General features: G+C 63.8%; 16 protein-coding genes. 11 read left to right on the top strand and 5 right to left on the bottom strand.

Annotated features, from left to right (window positions below):
- Window positions 1-82: 82 nt before the first annotated feature.
- On the bottom strand, window positions 83-3,739 hold the full coding sequence (gene putA, locus H7692_RS04465; protein ID WP_227339835.1) for a trifunctional transcriptional regulator/proline dehydrogenase/L-glutamate gamma-semialdehyde dehydrogenase: 3,657 nt from the start codon (window positions 3,737-3,739) through the stop codon (window positions 83-85).
- 114 nt (window positions 3,740-3,853) lie between these two features.
- Between putA and H7692_RS04460 the strand changes: the two genes are divergently transcribed.
- Window positions 3,854-4,327: an Lrp/AsnC family transcriptional regulator gene (locus H7692_RS04460; RefSeq protein WP_201926190.1), complete on the top strand. Its 474-nt coding sequence runs from the start codon at window positions 3,854-3,856 to the stop codon at window positions 4,325-4,327.
- A 6-nt stretch (window positions 4,328-4,333) separates the two neighbouring features.
- On the opposite strand, the gene H7692_RS04455 is transcribed toward H7692_RS04460, so the two are convergent.
- A complete protein-coding gene (locus H7692_RS04455; protein ID WP_222135814.1) occupies window positions 4,334-4,759 on the bottom strand; it encodes a VOC family protein in 426 nt (141 codons plus the stop codon).
- A 9-nt stretch (window positions 4,760-4,768) separates the two neighbouring features.
- Complete coding sequence (locus tag H7692_RS04450) at window positions 4,769-5,269, bottom strand: MarR family winged helix-turn-helix transcriptional regulator (protein WP_201926186.1); 501 nt, start codon at window positions 5,267-5,269, stop codon at window positions 4,769-4,771.
- A gap of 271 nt (window positions 5,270-5,540) precedes the next feature.
- Between H7692_RS04450 and ectA the strand changes: the two genes are divergently transcribed.
- From ectA to H7692_RS04415, 7 genes are read left to right on the top strand one after another with little or no spacing between them, the layout of a single operon-like run.
- Complete coding sequence (ectA, locus tag H7692_RS04445) at window positions 5,541-6,047, top strand: diaminobutyrate acetyltransferase (RefSeq protein ID WP_222136369.1); 507 nt, start codon at window positions 5,541-5,543, stop codon at window positions 6,045-6,047.
- A complete protein-coding gene (ectB, locus tag H7692_RS04440) occupies window positions 6,044-7,354 on the top strand; it encodes a diaminobutyrate--2-oxoglutarate transaminase (protein ID WP_227339833.1) in 1,311 nt (436 codons plus the stop codon). The genes ectA and ectB overlap by 4 nt, the downstream gene beginning before the upstream one ends.
- A 17-nt stretch (window positions 7,355-7,371) precedes the next feature.
- Complete coding sequence (locus H7692_RS04435; protein ID WP_222135816.1) at window positions 7,372-7,776, top strand: ectoine synthase; 405 nt, start codon at window positions 7,372-7,374, stop codon at window positions 7,774-7,776.
- A 30-nt stretch (window positions 7,777-7,806) separates the two neighbouring features.
- Complete coding sequence (thpD, locus tag H7692_RS04430) at window positions 7,807-8,727, top strand: ectoine hydroxylase (protein WP_222135817.1); 921 nt, start codon at window positions 7,807-7,809, stop codon at window positions 8,725-8,727.
- The gene (locus H7692_RS04425) at window positions 8,724-10,169 is read left to right on the top strand and encodes an aspartate kinase (RefSeq protein ID WP_222135818.1); all 1,446 of its coding nucleotides are present in this window, start codon (window positions 8,724-8,726) and stop codon (window positions 10,167-10,169) included. The genes thpD and H7692_RS04425 overlap by 4 nt, the downstream gene beginning before the upstream one ends.
- Window positions 10,170-10,188: 19 nt before the next feature.
- Entirely contained in the window at window positions 10,189-11,442 is a 1,254-nt protein-coding gene (locus H7692_RS04420) for an MFS transporter (protein WP_222135819.1), read from the top strand.
- Window positions 11,443-11,444: 2 nt separating this feature from the next.
- A complete protein-coding gene (locus tag H7692_RS04415; protein ID WP_222135820.1) occupies window positions 11,445-12,782 on the top strand; it encodes an MFS transporter in 1,338 nt (445 codons plus the stop codon).
- 12 nt (window positions 12,783-12,794) lie between these two features.
- On the opposite strand, the gene H7692_RS04410 is transcribed toward H7692_RS04415, so the two are convergent.
- Window positions 12,795-14,396: a ShlB/FhaC/HecB family hemolysin secretion/activation protein gene (locus tag H7692_RS04410; protein ID WP_222135821.1), complete on the bottom strand. Its 1,602-nt coding sequence runs from the start codon at window positions 14,394-14,396 to the stop codon at window positions 12,795-12,797.
- Window positions 14,397-14,695: 299 nt separating this feature from the next.
- Here H7692_RS04410 and H7692_RS04405 point away from each other — a divergent pair, with 299 nt between their 5' ends.
- Entirely contained in the window at window positions 14,696-15,904 is a 1,209-nt protein-coding gene (locus H7692_RS04405) for a FecR domain-containing protein (RefSeq protein WP_222135822.1), read from the top strand.
- Between the two features lie 64 nt (window positions 15,905-15,968).
- Window positions 15,969-18,290, top strand: coding sequence for a putative bifunctional diguanylate cyclase/phosphodiesterase (locus H7692_RS04400; protein ID WP_222135823.1), 2,322 nt, complete (start codon window positions 15,969-15,971; stop codon window positions 18,288-18,290).
- 197 nt (window positions 18,291-18,487) lie between these two features.
- Here H7692_RS04400 and H7692_RS04395 read toward each other — a convergent pair whose 3' ends face one another.
- A complete protein-coding gene (locus tag H7692_RS04395) occupies window positions 18,488-18,787 on the bottom strand; it encodes an ArsR/SmtB family transcription factor (RefSeq protein ID WP_201926164.1) in 300 nt (99 codons plus the stop codon).
- 65 nt (window positions 18,788-18,852) lie between these two features.
- Between H7692_RS04395 and H7692_RS04390 the strand changes: the two genes are divergently transcribed.
- Window positions 18,853-19,743, top strand: a complete 891-nt coding sequence (locus H7692_RS04390; protein ID WP_222135824.1) for a PhzF family phenazine biosynthesis protein — start codon at window positions 18,853-18,855, stop codon at window positions 19,741-19,743.
- Window positions 19,744-20,112: the final 369 nt, after the last annotated feature.

Raw genomic sequence — 20,112 nt, 5'->3', positions numbered from 1 at the left:
CAATTAACGGGCGCGCCGCTCGCCGATTAAGGCCACTTAACCACAATTTTTCTGCCGGACGCGTCGCGCGCCTGAATGACGCTCACACCATCGCCATCAAACTGGCGTTGCCCCCCGCCGCGGTTGTGTTGATCGACACCGTGACCTCTTCAAGCAGCAGGTCGAGCCGGTAGGCCGGATCGCCGCCCCCCATCGCCGCGGTCGACGCAGCGTGCAGCGTAATGATGGCGCCGTCGCGCTCGGCAAGGATTTCGGTGGCGCGTGCAACCTCGGCGGCGTCGCCTTCGATTAGTGCGGCACTCACACCCTCGACGCTGCGTAAGTCACGGCGCGGACGCTCTACATGGGCTGCGATTGCCGTGGGCAGGGCGGACGATTCGATGGTTACGCTGCCGGAGAGGATCACCGCCTTGTTGCCGGTAGCGAGGATTGCGGCGATCTGATTCCAGAACCCCGCCTCGCTCTTTGCGAGCATCGCGATCCTGCCGCGGGGGTGCAGGCTGTACAGGTTGCGCTCTCCGACAGGGCCGGGAAGTTCGATATCGAGTCCAAGGCGCGAGTGTCCCCGATATTGATTCACCGCCCGTTGGGCCTCTGCATTGCCGTTCGCCGCCGCCCAATCGGCGAATGCGGCATAGCCTGATCCCGGCTCCGACGCCGCGGGAAGCACACTATCGGCGCGGGCGGCAAAGCGCGTCACATAGATGGGACCGCCCGCCTTTGGCCCGGTTCCCGACAACCCGCGCCCGCCAAAGGGCTGCACGCCGACGACCGCGCCGATGATGTTGCGGTTCACATAATGATTGCCGACCGCGATCTGCCGCGTCACCCGGTCGACGACCTCGTCGAGCCGCGTGTGGAGGCCGAAGGTAAGGCCATATCCGGTGGCATTGATGTCGGCGATCAGCGCATCGAGGCGGTCGCCCTTGAAGCGGATGACGTGGAGCACGGGACCGAATACCTCCTGCTCCAGCTCCGAAATCGCTTGAAGTTCGATGATCGTCGGCGCGACGAAGGTGCCGAGTGCGTCCCATTCGCCGATATCGACCTGTTCGACGCGGCGCCCCTTGGCGCGCATCGCGTCGATATGCGCATTGATGCCGTCGCGCGCTCGGGCCGAGATGACCGGACCGATATCGACCGCCAGCCGGTCGGTACTTCCGACGCGCAGCTCGGCGAGCGCGCCGCGCAGCATGTCGAGGGTGCGGTCGGCAATATCCTCTTGCAGGCAAAGCAGTCGCAGAGCCGAGCAGCGCTGCCCCGCGCTGTCGAAGGCCGATGCGATGACGTCGGCGACGACCTGTTCGGCAAGTGCCGAGGAATCGACGATCATTGCGTTCTGGCCGCCCGTCTCCGCGACGAAGGGGATAGGCGACCCGTCCGGCAGCGTTCGCCCGGCAAGCGTCTTCTGAATCGAACGCGCGACGCCGGTCGAGCCGGTGAAGACGACACCCGCCGCCTCGGGCGCCGCGACGAGCGCCGCGCCAATCGATCCGTCGCCGGGGACCAGCTGCAGCACATCGACCGGGATTCCGGCCTCGTGGAGGATGGCAACTGCCTGCGCGGCGATCAGCGGCGTTTCGCTCGACGGCTTGGCGACGACGGGATTGCCGGCGACGAGCGCCGCAACGACCTGCCCGGTAAAAATCGCCATCGGGAAATTCCACGGACTGATGCACACGACGGGGCCGAGCGGCGCCGCACCGGCGAGCGCGGCGCGCGCTTGCACGGGGTAGTAGCGGAGGAAATCAATCGCCTCGCGGATTTCGGCGATTGCGTTGGGCGCCGACTTCCCGGCCTCGCGCATCACGAGACCCATCAGCAGCGGCATTCGCTCCTGCAGCAGATCGGCGGCGCGTTCGACAGCGGCGGTGCGCGTTTCCAGCGGAGTAGCCGCCCATGTGGTCGCGGTTTGGGCTGCTATCGCGACCGCATTCCGGGCGTCGTCCGCGGTCGATTGATGGACAAGGCCGACGAGGTCGCGGCGGTCGGCGGGATTGCGGACCTCGGCGGTTGTGCGCGTCGGCGACGCTTCTCCGGCCACCCACTCTCGCCGCGTGCTTTCGACGAGCGCGTCGGCAAGCGCCGCAAGCGCCGCTTCGTCGCTGAGGTCGATGCCTGCCGAGTTGCGCCGGTCGGCAAACATGTCGGGCGAACGCGCAATGCGCTCGTGCGCTGCGCCGGGTTCCGGCATCGCGCGCACCTCGGCGGCAGGGTCGGCAATCAGCTCGTCGATCGGCACCGCTTCGTCGTTGATGCGGTTGACAAAGGAGGAGTTGGCACCGTTTTCGAGCAGGCGGCGGACGAGATAGGCGAGCAGCGTCTCGTGCGTGCCCACGGGCGCATAGATGCGGCACGGCCGGTCGAGCTTGTCCTTGCCGACGACCTCGCCGTACAGGCCTTCGCCCATCCCGTGGAGGCACTGGAACTCATAATCGCCGATGCTGAAGTCGGGACCGGCGAGGTGAAAGACGGTCGCAAGCGTCTGCGCATTGTGCGTCGCGAATTGCGGGAACACCGCATCGCGCGCGGCGAGCAGCTTCTTGGCGCAGGCGATATAGGCGACGTCGGTATAGATTTTGCGCGTGTAAACCGGAAAGTCGGCGAGGCCGTCGATCTGCGCGCGCTTGATCTCGGCATCCCAATAGGCGCCCTTGACGAGTCGGACCATGATGCGCTTGCCGGTGCGGCGCGCGAGCGCAACGATCCAGTCGACGAGCGCGGGACAGCGCTTCTGATAAGCCTGAATCACGAAGCCAAGGCCGTTCCAGCCGTCGAGTTCGGCGTCTTCCGCGAGCGCCTGCAATATGTCGAGCGACAGTTCGAGCCGGTCGGCCTCTTCGGCATCGATGTTGAAGCCGATGTCATAGCTGCGCGCGATCAGGGCAAGGGTGCGCACCTTGGGCAGCAACTCGTCCATCACCCGGTCGGCCTGGCTGCGCACATAGCGCGGGTGGAGCGCCGACAATTTGATCGAGATGCCGGGCCCCCGATAAACGCCGCGCCTTTCGGATGCCTTGCCGATCGCGTGAATCGCCTGTTCGTAATCGCGATAATAGCGCGCGGCGTCGGCGGCGGTCGTCGCGGCTTCGCCGAGCATGTCGTAGCTGTAGGAAAAACCGCGCTTCTCGGTCTTGCGCGAGCGTTGCAGCGCCTCGGCAATCGTCTGGCCGGTCACGAACTGCTCGCCCATCAGCCGCATCGCCGCATCGACGCCGCGCCGGATCACCGGTTCGCCCGCGCGTGCGATCAGGCGGGTGAGGACGCTGCCGAGGTCTTTGCCGTCGTCGGCCGCGGTCAGCTTGCCGGTGACGACGAGGCCCCAAGTCGCCGCATTGACGAACAGTGACTTGCCGCCGCCGAGATGCGATTTCCAGTCGCCGCCCGCAATCTTGTCGCGGATCAGCGCGTCGCGTGTCGCTTCGTCGGGAATGCGGAGCAAGGCTTCGGCGAGGCACATCAGCGCGACGCCCTCGCGGCTGCTCAGTGCGAATTCCTGCACCAGCGACTGGACGCCGCCCGTCTCGCGATTGGCGCGCAACCGTTCGATCAGCTTCCGCGCCGTGGTGGCGACAGCGGCCGCCGTTTTGGTGTCGAGCGTCGCGGCTTCGGCAAACGCGGGGACGATGGCCGGCTCGGGCGGGCGATAGGAAGCGTTGATCGCGGCGCGGAGCGGATCGTCGCGGCGCAGCGGCGGAGCGAAATCGGAAAAGGCGCGGTATCCAATTGCGGCAGTCATTCAGGATTCCTCTCGGGCAATGAGCCGCAATAGCATGTCTGCTTCAGTCAATTCGTCTAATGAGTGAACAAGTTATATGTGATTTTTCTGAAATTTGGCATATGGTCAGGTCCTATGAACCAGAATATCCGCAATGATGGTCGATTGGACCGCTATGACCGTGCTATACTCGATGCGCTTGCGGTCGACGGACGCATGAGCGTAACCGAACTCGCGGAGCGCGTCGGGCTGTCCAAAACGCCGACGCAGGTGCGTTTCCGTCGCCTTGTCGACGAAGGCTATATCCGCGGCTTCCGCGCGATCCTCGACACCAAGAAACTCGGCATGGACCATGTCGCCTTCACCGAGGTGAAACTGTCCGATACGCGCGAAAAGGCTCTGAACGAATTCAATGCTGCAGTGATGCGGATCCCAGAGATCGAGGAGTGCCACATGATCGCGAGCAGCTTCGACTATCTGCTCAAGGTGCGCACTGCGGATATTCGCCGCTATCGCATCGTGCTGGGGGAGAAGATTTCGACGCTGCCGCATGTCGCGAACACGTCGACTTTCGTTGCAATGGAAACGGTGCGCGAAGCGACCGACTGATGCTCGCTATTTCGCGAACAACTGGTCGGGGTCGGCGAATGCCTTGAACTCGAGCGCATTGCCCGCCGGATCGTAGAAGAACATCGTCGACTGTTCGCCGGGCTGGCCATGGAAGCGCGTGTGCGGCTCGATCGCGAACGTAACGCCATGCGCCTGCAGCCGGTCGGCGAGCGCCTGCCATTCGGCGGGGGCCAGGACGACGCCGAAATGCGGGACGGGGACCGAATGGCCGTCAACCGGATTATGCCCGGCGACGGCTTCGCGCCGTACTCCGACGCAGTGCGCAACGATCTGGTGTCCATAGAGGTCGAAGTCGATCCAGTCGCTATCGCTGCGCCCCTCGGGACAGCCGAGGATTGTGCCATAGAAATGGCGCGCGGCGTCGAGGTCGTCGACCGGAAAGGCAACATGAAAGGGTGAAAGGCCGGACATATCGCCTGCTTAATCCGAACGCGGCGCAGCGTCCACCCGGTCGATCGCGCCGGTGTCGAGCAGCGGTGCTGCATCGATGGCCTCGGCGCCAAGCACCTGCGCAAGCCGCTCGGCCCCGGCGAGGATCATCGCCTGTTCCCAGGAGGGGAGCAGGGCGAAGCGTTCGGCGAATTTTTCCTGCAGCAGATCGGGCGCCTCGACGACGCGCCGATGGCCTTCGGGCGTGGCGGCAAGGTGAATCTGGCGCTTGTCGCGTTCGCTCCGCTCGCGTCGTACCAAGCCAAGCGCGACAAGACGGTCGACGATCGCGGTGATTGTCGCGTGGCTGAACTGCAGGCTGCTTGCCACGCTTCCCGGCGTTGCGCCCGCCCTCGCGTCAATCTCCCGCAGCACGAGGAGCTGTGACGGGGTGAGCCCAGTGGCTGCCGCAAGTTTGCGGCTGCCCGTATCGGTCGCGCGCAGGATGCGCCGCACGGCGCGCAGGGTGGCGTTCGCAATCTCGCTGTCCATCGCAATCTGTTAGCGCGGACGGTCGCGATGCGCCAATTTGAATTGCGATCCTGCTCCATCCTGAAACTATTTTATAAAATGAAACAATATCGCCTCCGCGGGGTTGATGTTTGACAGCATATGCTTATGTTTTTGCGTGATGCTGCTTCATGGTCACCGTGAGGCGGCTTTCATTTATTTCAGGAGATGAAAAATCCTTGATCGGCAAAATGACGCAGAGTCCTTGACCGACGCCCAGAATGCACCCTCCGAGACGGCGCCTGCGGGCGCTATCCGCTTTCGCAAGCCGGCCTCCACCGACGGGCCGGCCATCACCGCGCTGATCGCGGCTTGCCCGCCGCTCGATCGCAACTCGCGCTACTGCAACCTCATCCAGTGCGCACATTTCGCCGACCATTGTATCGTCGTCGAAAAGAACGGGCGCATTATCGGCTGGGTGTCGGGTTATCGCCCGCCGTCGGACCCGGCCGCCTTCTTCGTCTGGCAGGTCGCGGTATCGACCGAAGGCCGCGGCCAGCGGCTCGCGAGCCGGATGATCAAGGAGCTGCTGGTGCGTCCAGCTCAAAAGGGCGTCAAGCGGCTGATCACGACGATAACGGCTGACAATGACGCTTCGTGGGCCTTGTTTCGCGGGCTTGCCCGTGACTGGGATGCCGAACTGGAACGCCAGCCGCTGTTTGAGCGCGAGGCGCATTTCGCCGGCGTCCACGCCACCGAATTCGAGGCCCGCATAGGCCCGCTCAACGACAAGAAACTGCAGGAAGAACAAGCAAAATGACCGACAGCATCGTCCCCAAACCGTCCGGCGCGATTCCGGACCGAAGCCTTTACGAGCGCCGCGAATCCGGCGTCCGCAGCTATGCCCGTGCGATGCCGCGCCAGTTCGGTAAGGCCGAGGGCGTGTGGATGCACGACACGCAGGGCGGGCGTTATCTCGACTTTCTGTCGGGCTGTTCAACGCTCAACTATGGCCACAACCACCCGATCCTGAAGCAGGCGCTGCTCGATTACATCGCTGCCGACGGTATCGCGCACGGCCTCGACCTCCATACCGACGCGAAGGAGGATTTCCTCGCGACGTTCGAGGATGTGATCCTGCGCCCGCGCGAGCTCGACTATCGTGCGATGTTTACCGGCCCGACCGGCACCAATGCGGTCGAGGCGGCGATCAAGCTGGCGCGCAAGGTTACCGGCCGCGAAATGGTGATTGCCTTCACCAACGGCTTTCACGGCATGACGCTGGGAGCGCTCGCGTGCACCGGCAACGCCGCCAAGCGCGGCGGTGCGGGGGTCCCGCTCAGCCATGTCAGCCATGAACCCTATGACGGCTATTACGGCCCCGATGTCGACACCGCCGATCTGCTCGCGCAGCGGCTCTCCGATCCGTCGAGCGGCCTCGACGCTCCCGCTGCGATCCTCGTTGAAACGGTGCAGGGCGAAGGCGGCCTCAACGCCGCGTCGCCCGAATGGCTGCGCGCAATCGCCCGTATCGCCCGCGCGCACGGCGCGCTGCTGATCGTCGATGACATCCAGGCGGGGTGCGGCCGGACGGGCGGCTTCTTCAGCTTCGAGGGCATGGGCCTCACCCCCGATATCGTCACGATGGCGAAATCGCTGTCGGGCATGGGGCTGCCCTTTGCGCTGACCCTGTTCCGTCCCGAACTCGACCAATGGTCGCCGGGCGAGCACAACGGCACCTTCCGCGGCAATAACCATGCGTTCGTCACTTCCGCTGCGGCGCTCCGCCATTTCTGGAGCGGCGGTGCCTTCCAGGCCGACGTCGCGCGGCGTGCGGCGCTGCTCGAGGATCGCCTGCAGGCGATTGCCGCCGAATATGGGTTCGAGGTGCGCGGGCGCGGGATGATGCGCGGAGTCAACGTCGGATCGGGCGAGCTTGCTGCCAGCGTGACCGCCGCCTGCTTCGCCGAGGGACTGATCATCGAGACGAGCGGCGCGCATGACGAGGTCATCAAGGTGCTCGCGCCGCTGGTGATCGACGACGCCGTACTCGCGACCGGCCTAGACATACTCGAAACCAAAATCCGCGAGGCGATGACGACGGATTATGCCGTCGCCGCCGAGTAAATCAGGAGAACCGACACATGATCCTTCGCAATCTCAATGACATTCGCAAGTCCGACCAGAATGTGCGCGCGGACGGCTGGGCGAGCGCGCGCATGCTGCTCGAGCAGGACGGAATGGGCTTTTCGTTCCACGTCACGACGCTGTTCGCGGGCGCCGAACTCAAGATGCATTATCAGAACCATCTGGAATCGGTGTTCGTGCTCAAGGGCAAGGGGACGATCGAGGATCTCGGAACCGGCAAGACGCACAAGCTCAAGGCCGGCGACCTCTATGCGCTGAACGACCATGACCGCCACATCCTGCGGCCCGAGACCGACATGCTGACCGCCTGCGTCTTCAACCCGCCCGTTACCGGCAAGGAAGTGCATGACGAAAGCGGCGCCTATCCCGCCGCCGAACGCGAGCCCGTTCCCGCCGACTGAATTTATCTGCCACTATCAGGGGGAAGTCCCATGCAAGACATCTACCCATCGCGTCACGCGGCCCGACCCGAAATGCGGCCGCGTCAGGACCCGGTCGTCCATAGCGAATGGACCGACGCTGCACCGATCAGCCGAGCGCAGGCCGAGCAATTCGACCGCGACGGCTATCTGGTGCTCGAAGACCTGTTTTCCGAGGCCGAGGTCGAGTATCTCCAGCGCGCTGCCGGCGGGCTCCTTGCCGATCCGTCGGCGCTCGACGCCGAAACGATCGTGTCGGAGCCACAGAGCAAGGAAATCCGCTCGATCTTTGAAATCCACCGCCAGAGCGACGTGATCGGTCGCCTTGCCGCCGACGCGAGGCTCGCCGAGGTTGCGCGCTTCCTGCTCGGCGATGAGGTGTATATCCACCAGTCTCGCCTGAATTATAAGCCCGGTTTCAAGGGCAAGGAATTTTACTGGCACAGCGATTTTGAAACCTGGCACGTCGAGGACGGCATGCCGCGGATGCGCGCGCTGTCGATGTCGGTGCTGCTGGCGGAAAATATGCCGCACAACGGACCGCTGATGGTCATTCCGGGGTCGCACCGCACCTATCTGACCTGCGTCGGCGAAACGCCCGACAATCATTATCTTAGCTCGCTCAAGAGGCAGGAATATGGCGTTCCCGACGAGGACAGCCTCGCTGAACTCGCGCACAAACATGGCATCGTCGCGCCGACGGGGAAGCCCGGGACAGTGATCCTGTTCGATTGCAACCTGATGCACGGATCGAACGGCAACATCACGCCTTTCCCCCGCGCTAACGCCTTCCTTGTCTATAATGCGGTGAGCAACCGCCTCGAAAAGCCATTTGGCGTCGATAAGGCGCGCCCCTGGTTCCTCGCGCATCGCGGCGATCCCGAACCGCTCCGGGTCGAACATGGCGCGCTCAACGAAAGGGTTGCGGCATGACGGGCCGGCATAGTGTCGAGAAGATCGGCGGAACCTCGATGGCCGCGACGGCGACCTTGTTCGACAATGTCCTGATCGCCGGGCGATCGGGCTCCGAACTCTACAACCGGATTTTCGTGGTGTCGGCGTATGCCGGCATGACCAATTTGTTGCTCGAGGACAAAAAGACAGGCGAGCCGGGCGTTTATCAGCGCTTCGTCGCCGATGATGAAGGGGCCGATGGCTGGCGGCGCGCGATGGATGACGTCCGCCGCGCGATGCACGAGCGCAACGCCACCATGTTCGCGCGCCCGGCGAGCCGCGCCGAAGCCGACGCTTTTGTCGACGCGCGCCTCGATGCCGTTGCCGATTGCCTCGACGACCTCGCGCGCCTGCGCAGTCACGGGCGCTTCTGCGTCAAGGAACAGCTTGTCACGGCGCGCGAATTGCTCGCGGGGCTCGGCGAGGCGCATAGCGCGCACAGCACCAGCCTGATGCTGCGCGACCGCGACGTAAACGCGCTGTTCGTCGACCTGACCGGCTGGGATCAGGAAGATCTTCGTACGCTCGACGAACGGATCGAAGAGGCGCTGGGCGACGTCGACCTGGCAACGACAATGCCGATCGTCACTGGCTATGCCGGATGCCGCGGCGGGATGGTTCGTCGCTTTTCGCGTGGCTACACCGAAATGACCTTCTCGCGCATTGCGGTTCTGACCGGTGCGCGCGAGGCGATCATCCACAAGGAATTCCACCTGTCCAGCGCCGACCCCAAGCTTGTCGGCGAGGACAAGGCGCGCAAGATCGGTCGCACCAATTACGACGTCGCCGACCAGCTCGCCAATCTTGGCATGGAGGCGATCCATCCGGGGGCGGGCCGCGGGCTTCGACAGACCGACATTCCGCTGCGCGTCCGCAACACCTTTGATCGCGAAGATCCGGGCACGCTTGTGTCGGGGACCTACGTTTCCGACGTTCCGCGGGTCGAGATCGTGACCGGTATTTGCCACATGCAGGCGCTGCAATTCTTCGAACAGGATATGGTCGGGGTGAAGGGTTACGACTCTGCTATCCTCGACGTGCTGGCGCGGCACGGCCTGTGGATCGTCAGCAAATCGTCGAACGCGAATACGATCACCCATTATCTTTCGGCGAGCGCCGATGCGGTCAAAAAGGTCATTGCGGACCTCGAAAATGCCTATCCCGACGCGGCCATTTCGGCGCATCCGGTGGCGATGGTCTCCGTTATCGGCAGCGACATTTCGCGGCCCGGCCTTGTCCCCGACGCGCTTCGCGCACTCGAGGATGCGGGGATTTCCATGATCGCGATGCAACATCAGATCCGCAACGTCGACGTGCAGTTCATCGTCGAAGGCCGCAATTTCGAACGTGCCATTCGCGTGTTGCACAAGGCGCTGGTCGAACGCGACGAACTGGCCGGGGAGGGGCGGCGCGCCGCCTGACGCGCCGCCGTAGCGGCCGATGCTCGCCATGATCCAATCCGTCCGCAGCCTGCTTGTCGCGATTTTCGTGTTGATGGCAGGCAGCGGTTTCCTGTCCACGCTCGTCGGGCTGCGGCTCGAACGCGCGGGCAGCGGGACGATGGTGATCGGGCTCGTTGCGACCGCCTATTTTGGCGGGCTTGTGCTCGGGGCGTTGCGGGCAGGGGGCGTGGTCCGCCGGGTCGGACATATCCGCGCCTTTGCGGCATTCGTCGCGCTCTTTTCGGCGAGCACGCTGATCTATGCGCTCGTACAGCAACCGCTGCTGTGGGGCGCACTTCGCTTCATCGACGGCGTGTGCGTCGCGGGCGTTTTCATCTGTGTCGAAAGTTGGCTCGGGGACCGCTCCGAACCCGAAACGCGCGGGACGATCCTCGCGCTCTATATGGTTGCGCTTTATGCGGGGCAGGCGCTTGGCCAATTGCTGCTCAACGTCGGCCGCGGCGATCCGGCGGTTCCGTTCGTCGTCGGCTCGATCCTCATTTCGCTGGCGATCATCCCCGTCTGTCTGACACGCAGCACCGCGCCGGTGCTGGGTGAAGCGGCGACATTGCCGCTACGGCGGTTGTTCGACGCTTCGCCATTGGGCGTAGCAGGTGCGGGGATCACGGGGCTGGTGCTCGGCGCCTTCTATGGACTTGCCGCAATCTATTCACGCCGTCTGGGGCTCGACCTCGGCGCCACGGCGACCTTCATGATGACCGTCATCCTTGGCGGGGTGGCGCTCCAATGGCCGCTCGGGTGGTTGTCGGACCGCTATGACCGGCGGCACGTCATCATCGGCTGCTTCGCCGCGACGCTGGCGGTCAGCGCAGCGCTCGCGATGCTCCCCGGTGGCGTTCTGCTTCTCGGGCTCGGCGCGGCGTTCGGGGGGTTGAGCTTTGCGCTCTATCCACTGTGCGTTGCGCACGTCAACGACCGTCTCCTCCCGTCGGAGCGCGTGACGGCGAGCAGCCAACTCGTCTTGCTCTATTCGGTCGGCGCGGCGCTCGGCCCGCTCGGTGCGGCGACGGCAATGACGCTGGCGGGGACCGCCGGATTGTTCCTGTTCATCGCGCTGTGCACAGCGCTGATGCTCGGCTTCGGCCTATTGAGGCTCGCGGCAAGCGCGCCCGTCCCCGCACTCGATCAGCAAGATTTCCAGATCCTGCCACGCACGACGCCCACCGCAGCGCTCCTCGATCCCGCTGGTGCTGACGAACCCGGCCCCGCGGCACAGACTGAAAGCAGTTAGACATGGATGCTCAGACCAACGCCGCCGATATGCCGACGACCGGTCAATCGACCGACCCCGATACGCTCCGCCGCGCGATTACCGCGTCGGCGCTGGGCAATGCGACCGAATGGTTCGATTACGGCATTTATGCCTATGGTGTGACCTATATTTCGGCGGCGCTGTTTCCGGGAGACGTCGAGGAGGCGACGTTGTTCGCGCTCGCGACCTTTGCCATCTCCTTCCTCATCCGTCCGCTCGGCGGGCTGTTCTGGGGGCCGCTCGGTGACCGGATCGGGCGCAAGTCGGTTCTGGCAATCACTATCTTGCTGATGGCGGCGGCGACCCTCGGTGTCGGACTGGTTCCGTCCTATGACAGCATCGGCCTCTGGGCGCCTGCAATCCTGATTGTGTTACGCATAATTCAGGGCTTCTCGACCGGCGGCGAATATGGCGGCGCGGCGACCTTCATGGCTGAATATGCGCCTGACGACCGGCGCGGCTTTTTCGGCAGCTTCCTCGAATTCGGGACGCTCGCCGGATTTTCGCTCGGCGCGGCGTTGATGCTGGGCTTTTCGCTCATCCTCGGGGATGCGGCGATGCACGATTGGGGGTGGCGCATCCCGTTCCTCGTCGCCGCACCGCTCGGCCTCATCGGCATGTATCTGCGCGCGAAGATGGACGACACGCCAATTTTCGTCGAGGAAAGCGTCGTGGCGGAGGGCCGCGCGGCGCCGGGACTGGGCACAATCATACGCGACCATTGGCGCGCTCTGCTCGTGGTCGCGGGGCTCGTCGTTGCGCTCAACGTCGTCAACTACACGCTGCTCAGCTATATGCCGACCTATTTGCAGCGGCGCATCGGACTGACGCCTGATGAGGCGCTTGTCGTGCCGATCATCGGAATGCTCTTCATGATGGTCTTTCTGCCGATCGCCGGGGCGCTGTCCGACCGGGTGGGGCGCCGTCCGATGTGGCGCTGGTCGCTGATCGGCCTCTTCCTCTTCGCCGTGCCGCTGTACATGCTGATCGGTACCGGGTTGGCGGGTGCGGTTGCAGGATTTATCCTTCTCGGCCTGCTCTATGTCCCGCAGCTTGCGACGATATCGGCAACCTTCCCGGCGATGTTCCCCACCGCGGTGCGCTTCGCCGGTTTTGCGATCGCCTACAATGTCTCGACGTCGCTCTTCGGCGGTACCGCACCGGCGATCGGCAGCGCGCTGATCAGCGCGACGGGCGACCAACTGATGCCGGCCTATTATATGATGCTTGCATGCCTCGTCGGGCTGGCCGCCTTGCGTTTCATGCCCGAAACCGCCGGCCGGTCGCTGCGCGAAGACCCTTTCGCGCGCGGAACCTGAACCAAACGCGCGTCAGAAGGCCTTGGACGCCGATACAAAGGCGCGGAAGGCATTCTCGCCATGCGTCGTCTCGACCGGAACGCCCGCCTCGGCTTTGACATAGATGCCGCCGAGCATGAAGCGCGCTCCTCCGCCCACCGACGCCAGCGCCTGGTTGCGCGCAATCCCCGCGGGATGTCCGTGCTGAAATGCCGCACCGCCGTCGATAAAGGTGAAAAATTCTACGTGCTGGAACGGACCGAAATGTTCGCCTGGACGGAAGCCGATTTCGAGCGAGCCACCGAAGCCATGATCGCCCGTTAGCTCGTTGAAGTCGAAAGCCCGGCCGACCTGGCTGCCGCCGAGTGCAAATTCCTCGATGGAGAGCAACGGCGCCGACGATAATTGACCGGCTGCGAATGCGCGCAGGGTGAAGCGCGGGTCGAGCTGTTGCGATGCCTGCACGGTAAAGCTCACCTTGGTGAATTTTCCGCCTGCATCGGGGCGAGAGGCAAGCGGATCGCCGGGTTGGGTTGCCGCATCGAAATCGAGCCCCTGCGCCACCCAGAGTTCGCCGCTGAACGATCGCGCCGACGCGCCTGCAATGGCCATTCCAAAGCGCGCGACGCGAATGCGGTCACGCTGCAGGCGTGTGACGTCATGACGGCTGATACTGCGCCAGTCGCTTACGCCAAGCCTTGCGATGGCCGAAAATGCGCGGCTGCGAACGAGGGGGTAGCGTAGCTGGGCAGAGAGATGGGTCGAGCTTCCGTCGACGGGGATATTGTTGGCGCGCTGATATTGGTCGCCCTGCGATGCCGCCAGCTCCAGTGCCAGCCCGTCGGCACCGATCGGTAAGGCATAGGCGGCTTGCCCATAGAGGTAGCGAAAGCCGTCGCCAGGAATAGCGAACGCATTGAGGCGAAGCTCGTCGCCCGTGGTCGCAAGCGAGGCAATGCCCAGCGAGGTATAAAGGCGCACGCGGGCGTCGGGGATCGTTCCGTGATTGTCGACATAGGCCAGCCCGCGGACTGCATTGCGGACGATGCGTATCGTCATCACATGGTCGGCGGGGCTGCCTTCGACGCGCGCGACACTGACGTCGGCGACCTGAAACCCCGGCTGATCGCGCAGAAGTCCCAGCACGCGTTCTAGCGTTGCGGTGCGCAACGGACGATCGGCGGAGAGCGGGGCGGCAATTGCGTCGAGGCCGGACTGATGCCGGCCGGCGCCCTCGATTACGACCGCGCCGACCTGTCCCTCCACGACATCGATGCGCACGACGCCGCCGCGCACATTCTGTCGCGGCAACATGGCATAGGACAGTGGGTAGCCCGCCGCCTGGTATCGCGCCGTAATTCTGGCGGCTATTTCCTTCAGCCGCGCGTCGTCGACGACGGTGGCAAGATAGGGTTCATATTCGGCCGCGAGTTCGGCCGGAGTAAAAGCCGTGGCCCCACTGACGTGAACAGCGCCGAGGATAAAACTTTCGCCGGTAGTCGCGCTTTCGGCGGCGACGTTCAGGCTGGGCAAGGTCGCGGGATCGGCCGGCTTTTCGATCGGGGCGCGGGGAATCGTTCGTTCGATGGCCGAAGGTTCGACCGTCGATTGCGCATGGGCTGCTTCCGACACCATCAGGAACAGGCCCGACGCAGCCAGAAAACTTTGTCTCAAAACGGGACGGGACTTCATTCCGGACGCTCGCTTCGTGTCTGAAATCGGAAACAACGCCGTGCAGCTTGCCACACGATAGTTAACAAGCGGAAAAGCCTGAGGTTTGCGGCAAGGTTTGATTAACCAGTGCTGGCGATTTTTCGTTATCCCTGACGCGATATCCCTGAAGCGGTGGAGGCAGCCGTTACGTGCTGCGAAATCTGGCATCGATCAATTGGGCGCGTCGGGCGCTGGTGCCAAAGCCAAACCGGGACCAAGTCATGCAACGCATCATCTTGTTCGTTATGTCAGCCTTTCTGATTTTCGCGGTTCCCGCGACTGCGAAAGAGGTGTCGAGTGCCTGGATGGTCAGCGAAAAGACCGGCGATGTGCAGGTGCTGCGCGGCGGGTTGCAGCCGGTGTCGCTTCGAAGCGAAGGGACGCTGAAACCCGGCGATATTATCGCAACCGGCGCGACTGGCCGCGCCGTGCTGACGCGGCAGGCCGATTATGTGATCGTAGCGCCGAACAGCCGGGTGAGCCTGCCTGCGGCGGATACGCCCGACGGCATGACGCGCTTTTTTCAACAGGTCGGAACGATGCTTTACAAGGTACGCCGGATGGGCGTGCCACATTTCGAGGTTGAAACGCCGATGCTTGCGGCGGTCGTGAAGGGCACGACCTTTACCGTGATCGTCGATCGGGACCGCAGTGCGGTGCAAGTGACCGAAGGTAAGGTCGAGGTGACCGCCGTCACGGGGGGGATGAAACGCTTGGTGATGCCGGGCGAGACCGTATTCATTAATCGGGAAGATCCTTCGGACCTGGTGTTGGCGTCGACCGCGTCGGTGGGCATTGTCGGTGACGGTGACGGAGGTGTGCAGATCGACGGTTCGGCGCCGGAGCCGCTCACGAACGTCGTCACGCTGACCGGCGGCCTGGTCCAGGCGGCCGCGCCTGTGCAGGTCGCGGCGCTCGTTCCGCCCAGCACGACGGTTGACGTGCCTGCGGTCGCTGCGCCTGCCGGCCTGACGCCGACGACGCCGTCTGTGGCAACGCCAGCAGCGACCGTACCGGCAGTGACGACGCCGGCGGTCACGACGCCGACCGTCACCGTGCCCTCGACAACCACACCGACGGTCACAGTCCCGGCGATCACGACGCCGGTTGTGACGACGCCCGCGATCACCGTGCCTTCGGTTACGACACCGGCGGTGACGGTCCCGGCGATCACGACGCCGGTTGTGACGACGCCCGCGATCACCGTGCCTTCGGTTACGACACCGGCGGTGACGGTCCCGGCGATCACGACGCCGGTTGTGACAACGCCCGCGATCACCGTGCCTTCGGTTACGACGCCGACGGTTACGGTACCGGCGATCACGCCGCCGCCTGTCACCATACCCGCAGTGCCGGTACCGGTTGTGCCCGTGACCACGCCGCCGGTGACAATTCCCGGTATAACCTTGCCGCCTATCCCGGGTCTTTGACCTGATGCGCTCCGTGCGTCAGCGAGCCGGCGAGCGACGAAGCGTTCCGGCGCCTGGCATCAGGATGCTCTTTGACCGGCCGGTCGAAAGGATCGCGCTTGCCGTCGCGGTTGCGTTGCTAGCGGGGCTGCTGTTCCTCGCGGGGCTGTTTGACCCCGTTGAAGACAGGCTTGGAAGCGCACGCGCCAGCCTGCTGCAACGTGCGCCGACGGGCGATGTAGTCATCGTCGAGATCGACGCCCAAAGCCTCGCGAAACTGCAGACCTGGCCCTGGTCGCGCAGCCACCATGCCGCGCTCGTCCGTAAGCTGGAAAAGGCTGGTGCCCAGAGCATCGCCTTCGATGTCGATTTCAGTGCCTCTTCCGACCCGGCCGCCGATCGCGATTTCGCCGCCGCGTTGACCGAAGCCGAACCGGTCATCCTGCCGATATTCCAGCAACGCGCGTCGGATGGAGCCAGAAGCGACACGTTGATCGTCAGTCGCCCTGCCGCGCCATTTTCCGCTGCGTGGGCGGGCGGCGTGAACATTTTTCCCGACAACGACGGTACGGTACGACAATATGCTGCCGCCACGTTCATCGATGGACGAATCCAGCCGTCGATCGCGACCCTGCTGGCGCAGACCAGCGCGCTCGGCGATCGCAGCTTTCAGCCCGATTGGGGTATCGACGCCCGCAGCATCCCGCGCCTGTCGTTCATCGACGTCGTCGAAGGGCGCGTGCCCGATGGTGCGATTGCCGGAAAGCGAATCATCGTCGGCGCAACCGCCATCGAACTCGGCGACCGCTATCCGGTTCCGCGTTATGGCATCGTGCCCGGCGTGGTCATCCAGGCACTTGCGGCGGAATCGCTGCTTCAAAAGCGGGCTATCCTTCATAGTGGGACCCTGCCGTCGCTTGCCGGTATCCTGTTGATTGCATTGCTTCTGGGCGCGCTTCCTTATAGCCGCTTCGCCCGGAATTATGCGATTGCCGCAGTTGTTTGCGCGGCATTTCTGATTGCAGTGCCAATATATGTTCAGGCGCGGTGGCCGGTGTCCATCGACTCCGCGGCGATGCTCTTCACATTGCTTGCGTGCGTCGCTGTTCGTGGAGGTGCCGAAGTCCGCAAACGGATTGCTCTGCGGGGATTGCACGATGTCGAAACGGGTCTGCCCAACCGTCAGATGCTCGAAGAGCACTTGAAGGGCGTGAGCATCCGCGTCGTCGTCGCGGTCGCGTCAATTGACCGGTTCGAGGCCATTCGCGACGCCATCGGCATCAAGGGGTTTGCTGAGGTTGTGAACAAGGCGGCGGCGCGCCTGGCGCGCGATACCGACACGTCGGTCTTTCGCATCGCTCCGGACATGCTTGCCTTCCTGTTGCCGATGGACAACGCCACAGCCATCGGCTCCCATATCATGGAGGCCAGCCGAAGCTTCCGCGACCCGATCGAAACCTTGGCGGGGCAGGTCGACGTCGCCCTCTCCTTTGGTCTCGACCGCAGTCCCGAAAATGCCGCCGTGCTGCGGATCGAGCGTGCCATTGCGGCGGTTGGCGCGGCGCGGTCGGCGGGTGACATTTGCCACTGGTTCGAAGGCATCAACCCGAGCGCGCGTCGCGAACTCTCGCTGATGGGCGAATTGCGTCGCGGAATGGCGCGCGGCGAGGTGACGATGGTTTACCAGCCCAAGCTCGACCTGCGAACCGGGCGCGTCGCCAGCGCAGAGGCGCTGATGCGCTGGCAGCATCCGACCGATGGTTTCATCCCGCCCGATCGCTTCATTCCGCTGGCAGAAGCAACCGGCGTTGTCCGCGAACTTACCGAATATGCCCTCCGCGCGGTCATGGCCGACTGCGCGCGCTGGAAGGCGATGGGGGTCGACATGCGCGTCGCGGTCAACCTGTCGGCGGGCGACATTTCCTGCACGGATTTTTCGGGGATGATCCGCCGCATGTTGAGTGAGCATGGGCTTGAGCCGCACCATATCGCGCTCGAAATCACCGAAAGCGCGATTATCCGATCACCTGAAACGGCAATCGCGGTGCTCAACCGGTTGCGAACGTCCGGTTTGCGCCTGTCGATCGACGACTATGGGACCGGGCAATCGACGTTGTCGTATCTCAAGCAGCTGCCGGTGCACGAGATCAAGATCGACAAAAGCTTCGTGACCGCGTTGTGCCATGACCGGAGCGACGCGATCATGGTGCGCTCGACGATCGAGATGGCGCATCATTTGGGGCTGGAAGTCGTTGCTGAAGGCATCGAGGACGCGGAGACCACAAAGCTCCTTGCCGACATGGGATGCGACTATATCCAAGGCTATTTTATCGGCAAGCCGTTGCCGTTCGACCTTTTGACGGAAAATTTGCTGTCGGCACCGCCTTCAATTAGCGAGATGGCCTAACCCCGCCGTCAGCTTTCAGATTTGCAGCTCCCCTGGCGCTTATTTGACGCCTCGCCAAAACTGATCGCATGCCCATCGGCAATCACGACCCCCCGCGTCGGGCCGAAGGGAAAGATGTTGCGTCATAGAAATGTCCGCTGCGTTCGAGATCGCGCGCGCCGACGGTCATATGGTTGAACAAGGTCATTGGGGGCGTCCTAGATGGCGCCGATCTCGGCAGCGAGCGTGGCAAGCCGCGCTTCGTTGCGGCGATAGAATGTCCATTGCTTGATGCGTTTGGCGATCACCAGTTCGCTCGCCTGCAACACGCGCATATGTTCGCTGAGCGTCGAGGCGTTGATCTCCAGCTTTTCTGCGATCGATTGGCCGCATACGCCATCCTCGATCAGGTCGCCGTCGCGCTGCGGGGGGAAGTGCGCGGTCGGGTCGCGCAGCCAGCTCAGGATCTGAAGGCGCCGTTCGTTGGCGAGCGCCCGAAAAATTTCTGCATTCGACATATTGCCAATTTGCCAATAAACGAAATAAATGTCAATCGAAGCTTGCACGATTGAGGAATTGCACGATGCCTGTTTTACCCTTTTCGACGGTCGACGTGTTCACGCAGGAACGCTTCGGCGGCAATCCGCTAGCGGTTGTGCTGGGCGGCGCAGATGTTCCGGACGCGGTAATGCAAAAGGTCGCGGCCGAGTTCAATTTGAGCGAGACCGTCTTCGTCCTTCCGCCTGCCGACCCGGCGCACACCGCGCGCGTCCGCATTTTCAACCGTACCGAGGAAATGGCATTTGCCGGCCATCCGATGGTGGGCACCGCGTTCGTGCTCGCATCCGCCGATCCACAGCTCGACGTCGCGACGTTCGAGGTTCTGGCCGGCACGGTGGCGGTAGAGATCGAGCGGGATGCGGACCGCGTCGTCCGGGGCGCTACCGTCGAAGCGCCGCAGCCGCTCAGCATAGGGGAAGCGTTACCGCCGGAAACGGTGGCGCAAATGCTACGGCTCCGGCCCGACGATGTTCGGACCGACACGCACCCACCGATCCTCGCATCGGTGGGTAATCCCTATATCATCGCCGAACTGCGCGACGAGGCCCTTGCGCGTTGCGACCCCGATCTCGCGGTGTTTCGCGAAACGTTGGCGCGCTATCCGCAGTTCGGGACGCGGCTGTCGGCGCATGTCTATTGCCGCAACGGCCAGACGCTGCGCGCGCGGATGTTTGCACCGCTGGCGGGAACCTGGGAGGACCCCGCCACGGGCAGCGCCAATGCACCGCTCGCCTGCCTCCTCCTGTCGCTCGAACCGGACGCCGACGAACGCCGCTTCGAAATCCATCAAGGCGTCGAAATGGGGCGGCCGAGCCTTCTCCACGTCACAGCACGGCGCGCGAACGACGGCATAAGGGCGACGTTGCGCGGCGATTGCGTCGCGGTCTCTGCAGGACATATCGACTGTGGCTGAAGAAGCGTGGGCGCCCCAGCGGGCCCCGCGTATGATATGCATCTCAGGCGAAACGCCCAACATCGCGGCCCTGGAGGCAGGCCATATCATCGGCGGGTTGATGGTCCTGATCCTGCCTCCTCACTGGGTCACACACCCCGACGGCGTCCGCCGAACTGTATAAGCAATCGCCTGCCTCGACCGCGCACATGCGCAACAAGACTGCTGGGCTCTAATCCCGACCGGTGGAAACCAAGGAGCGCGTCACGACATAATGCGCAGATCGCGGTATCCTGATGCACCCCGGTCGTGTCGAACGGTCTGCATCAGGACGCAGGCACCGTCTTGCGCCTGTGGTCGGACTTGCCGAGAGGATATGTCCTCTCCCTG

The sequence above is a fragment of the Sphingopyxis sp. P8 genome (assembly GCF_020622175.1).
GTDB lineage: Bacteria > Pseudomonadota > Alphaproteobacteria > Sphingomonadales > Sphingomonadaceae > Sphingopyxis > Sphingopyxis jiangsuensis.
Note: the sequence above shows the minus strand (reverse complement) of the source record. Positions and strands in the feature narration are given on the sequence as shown.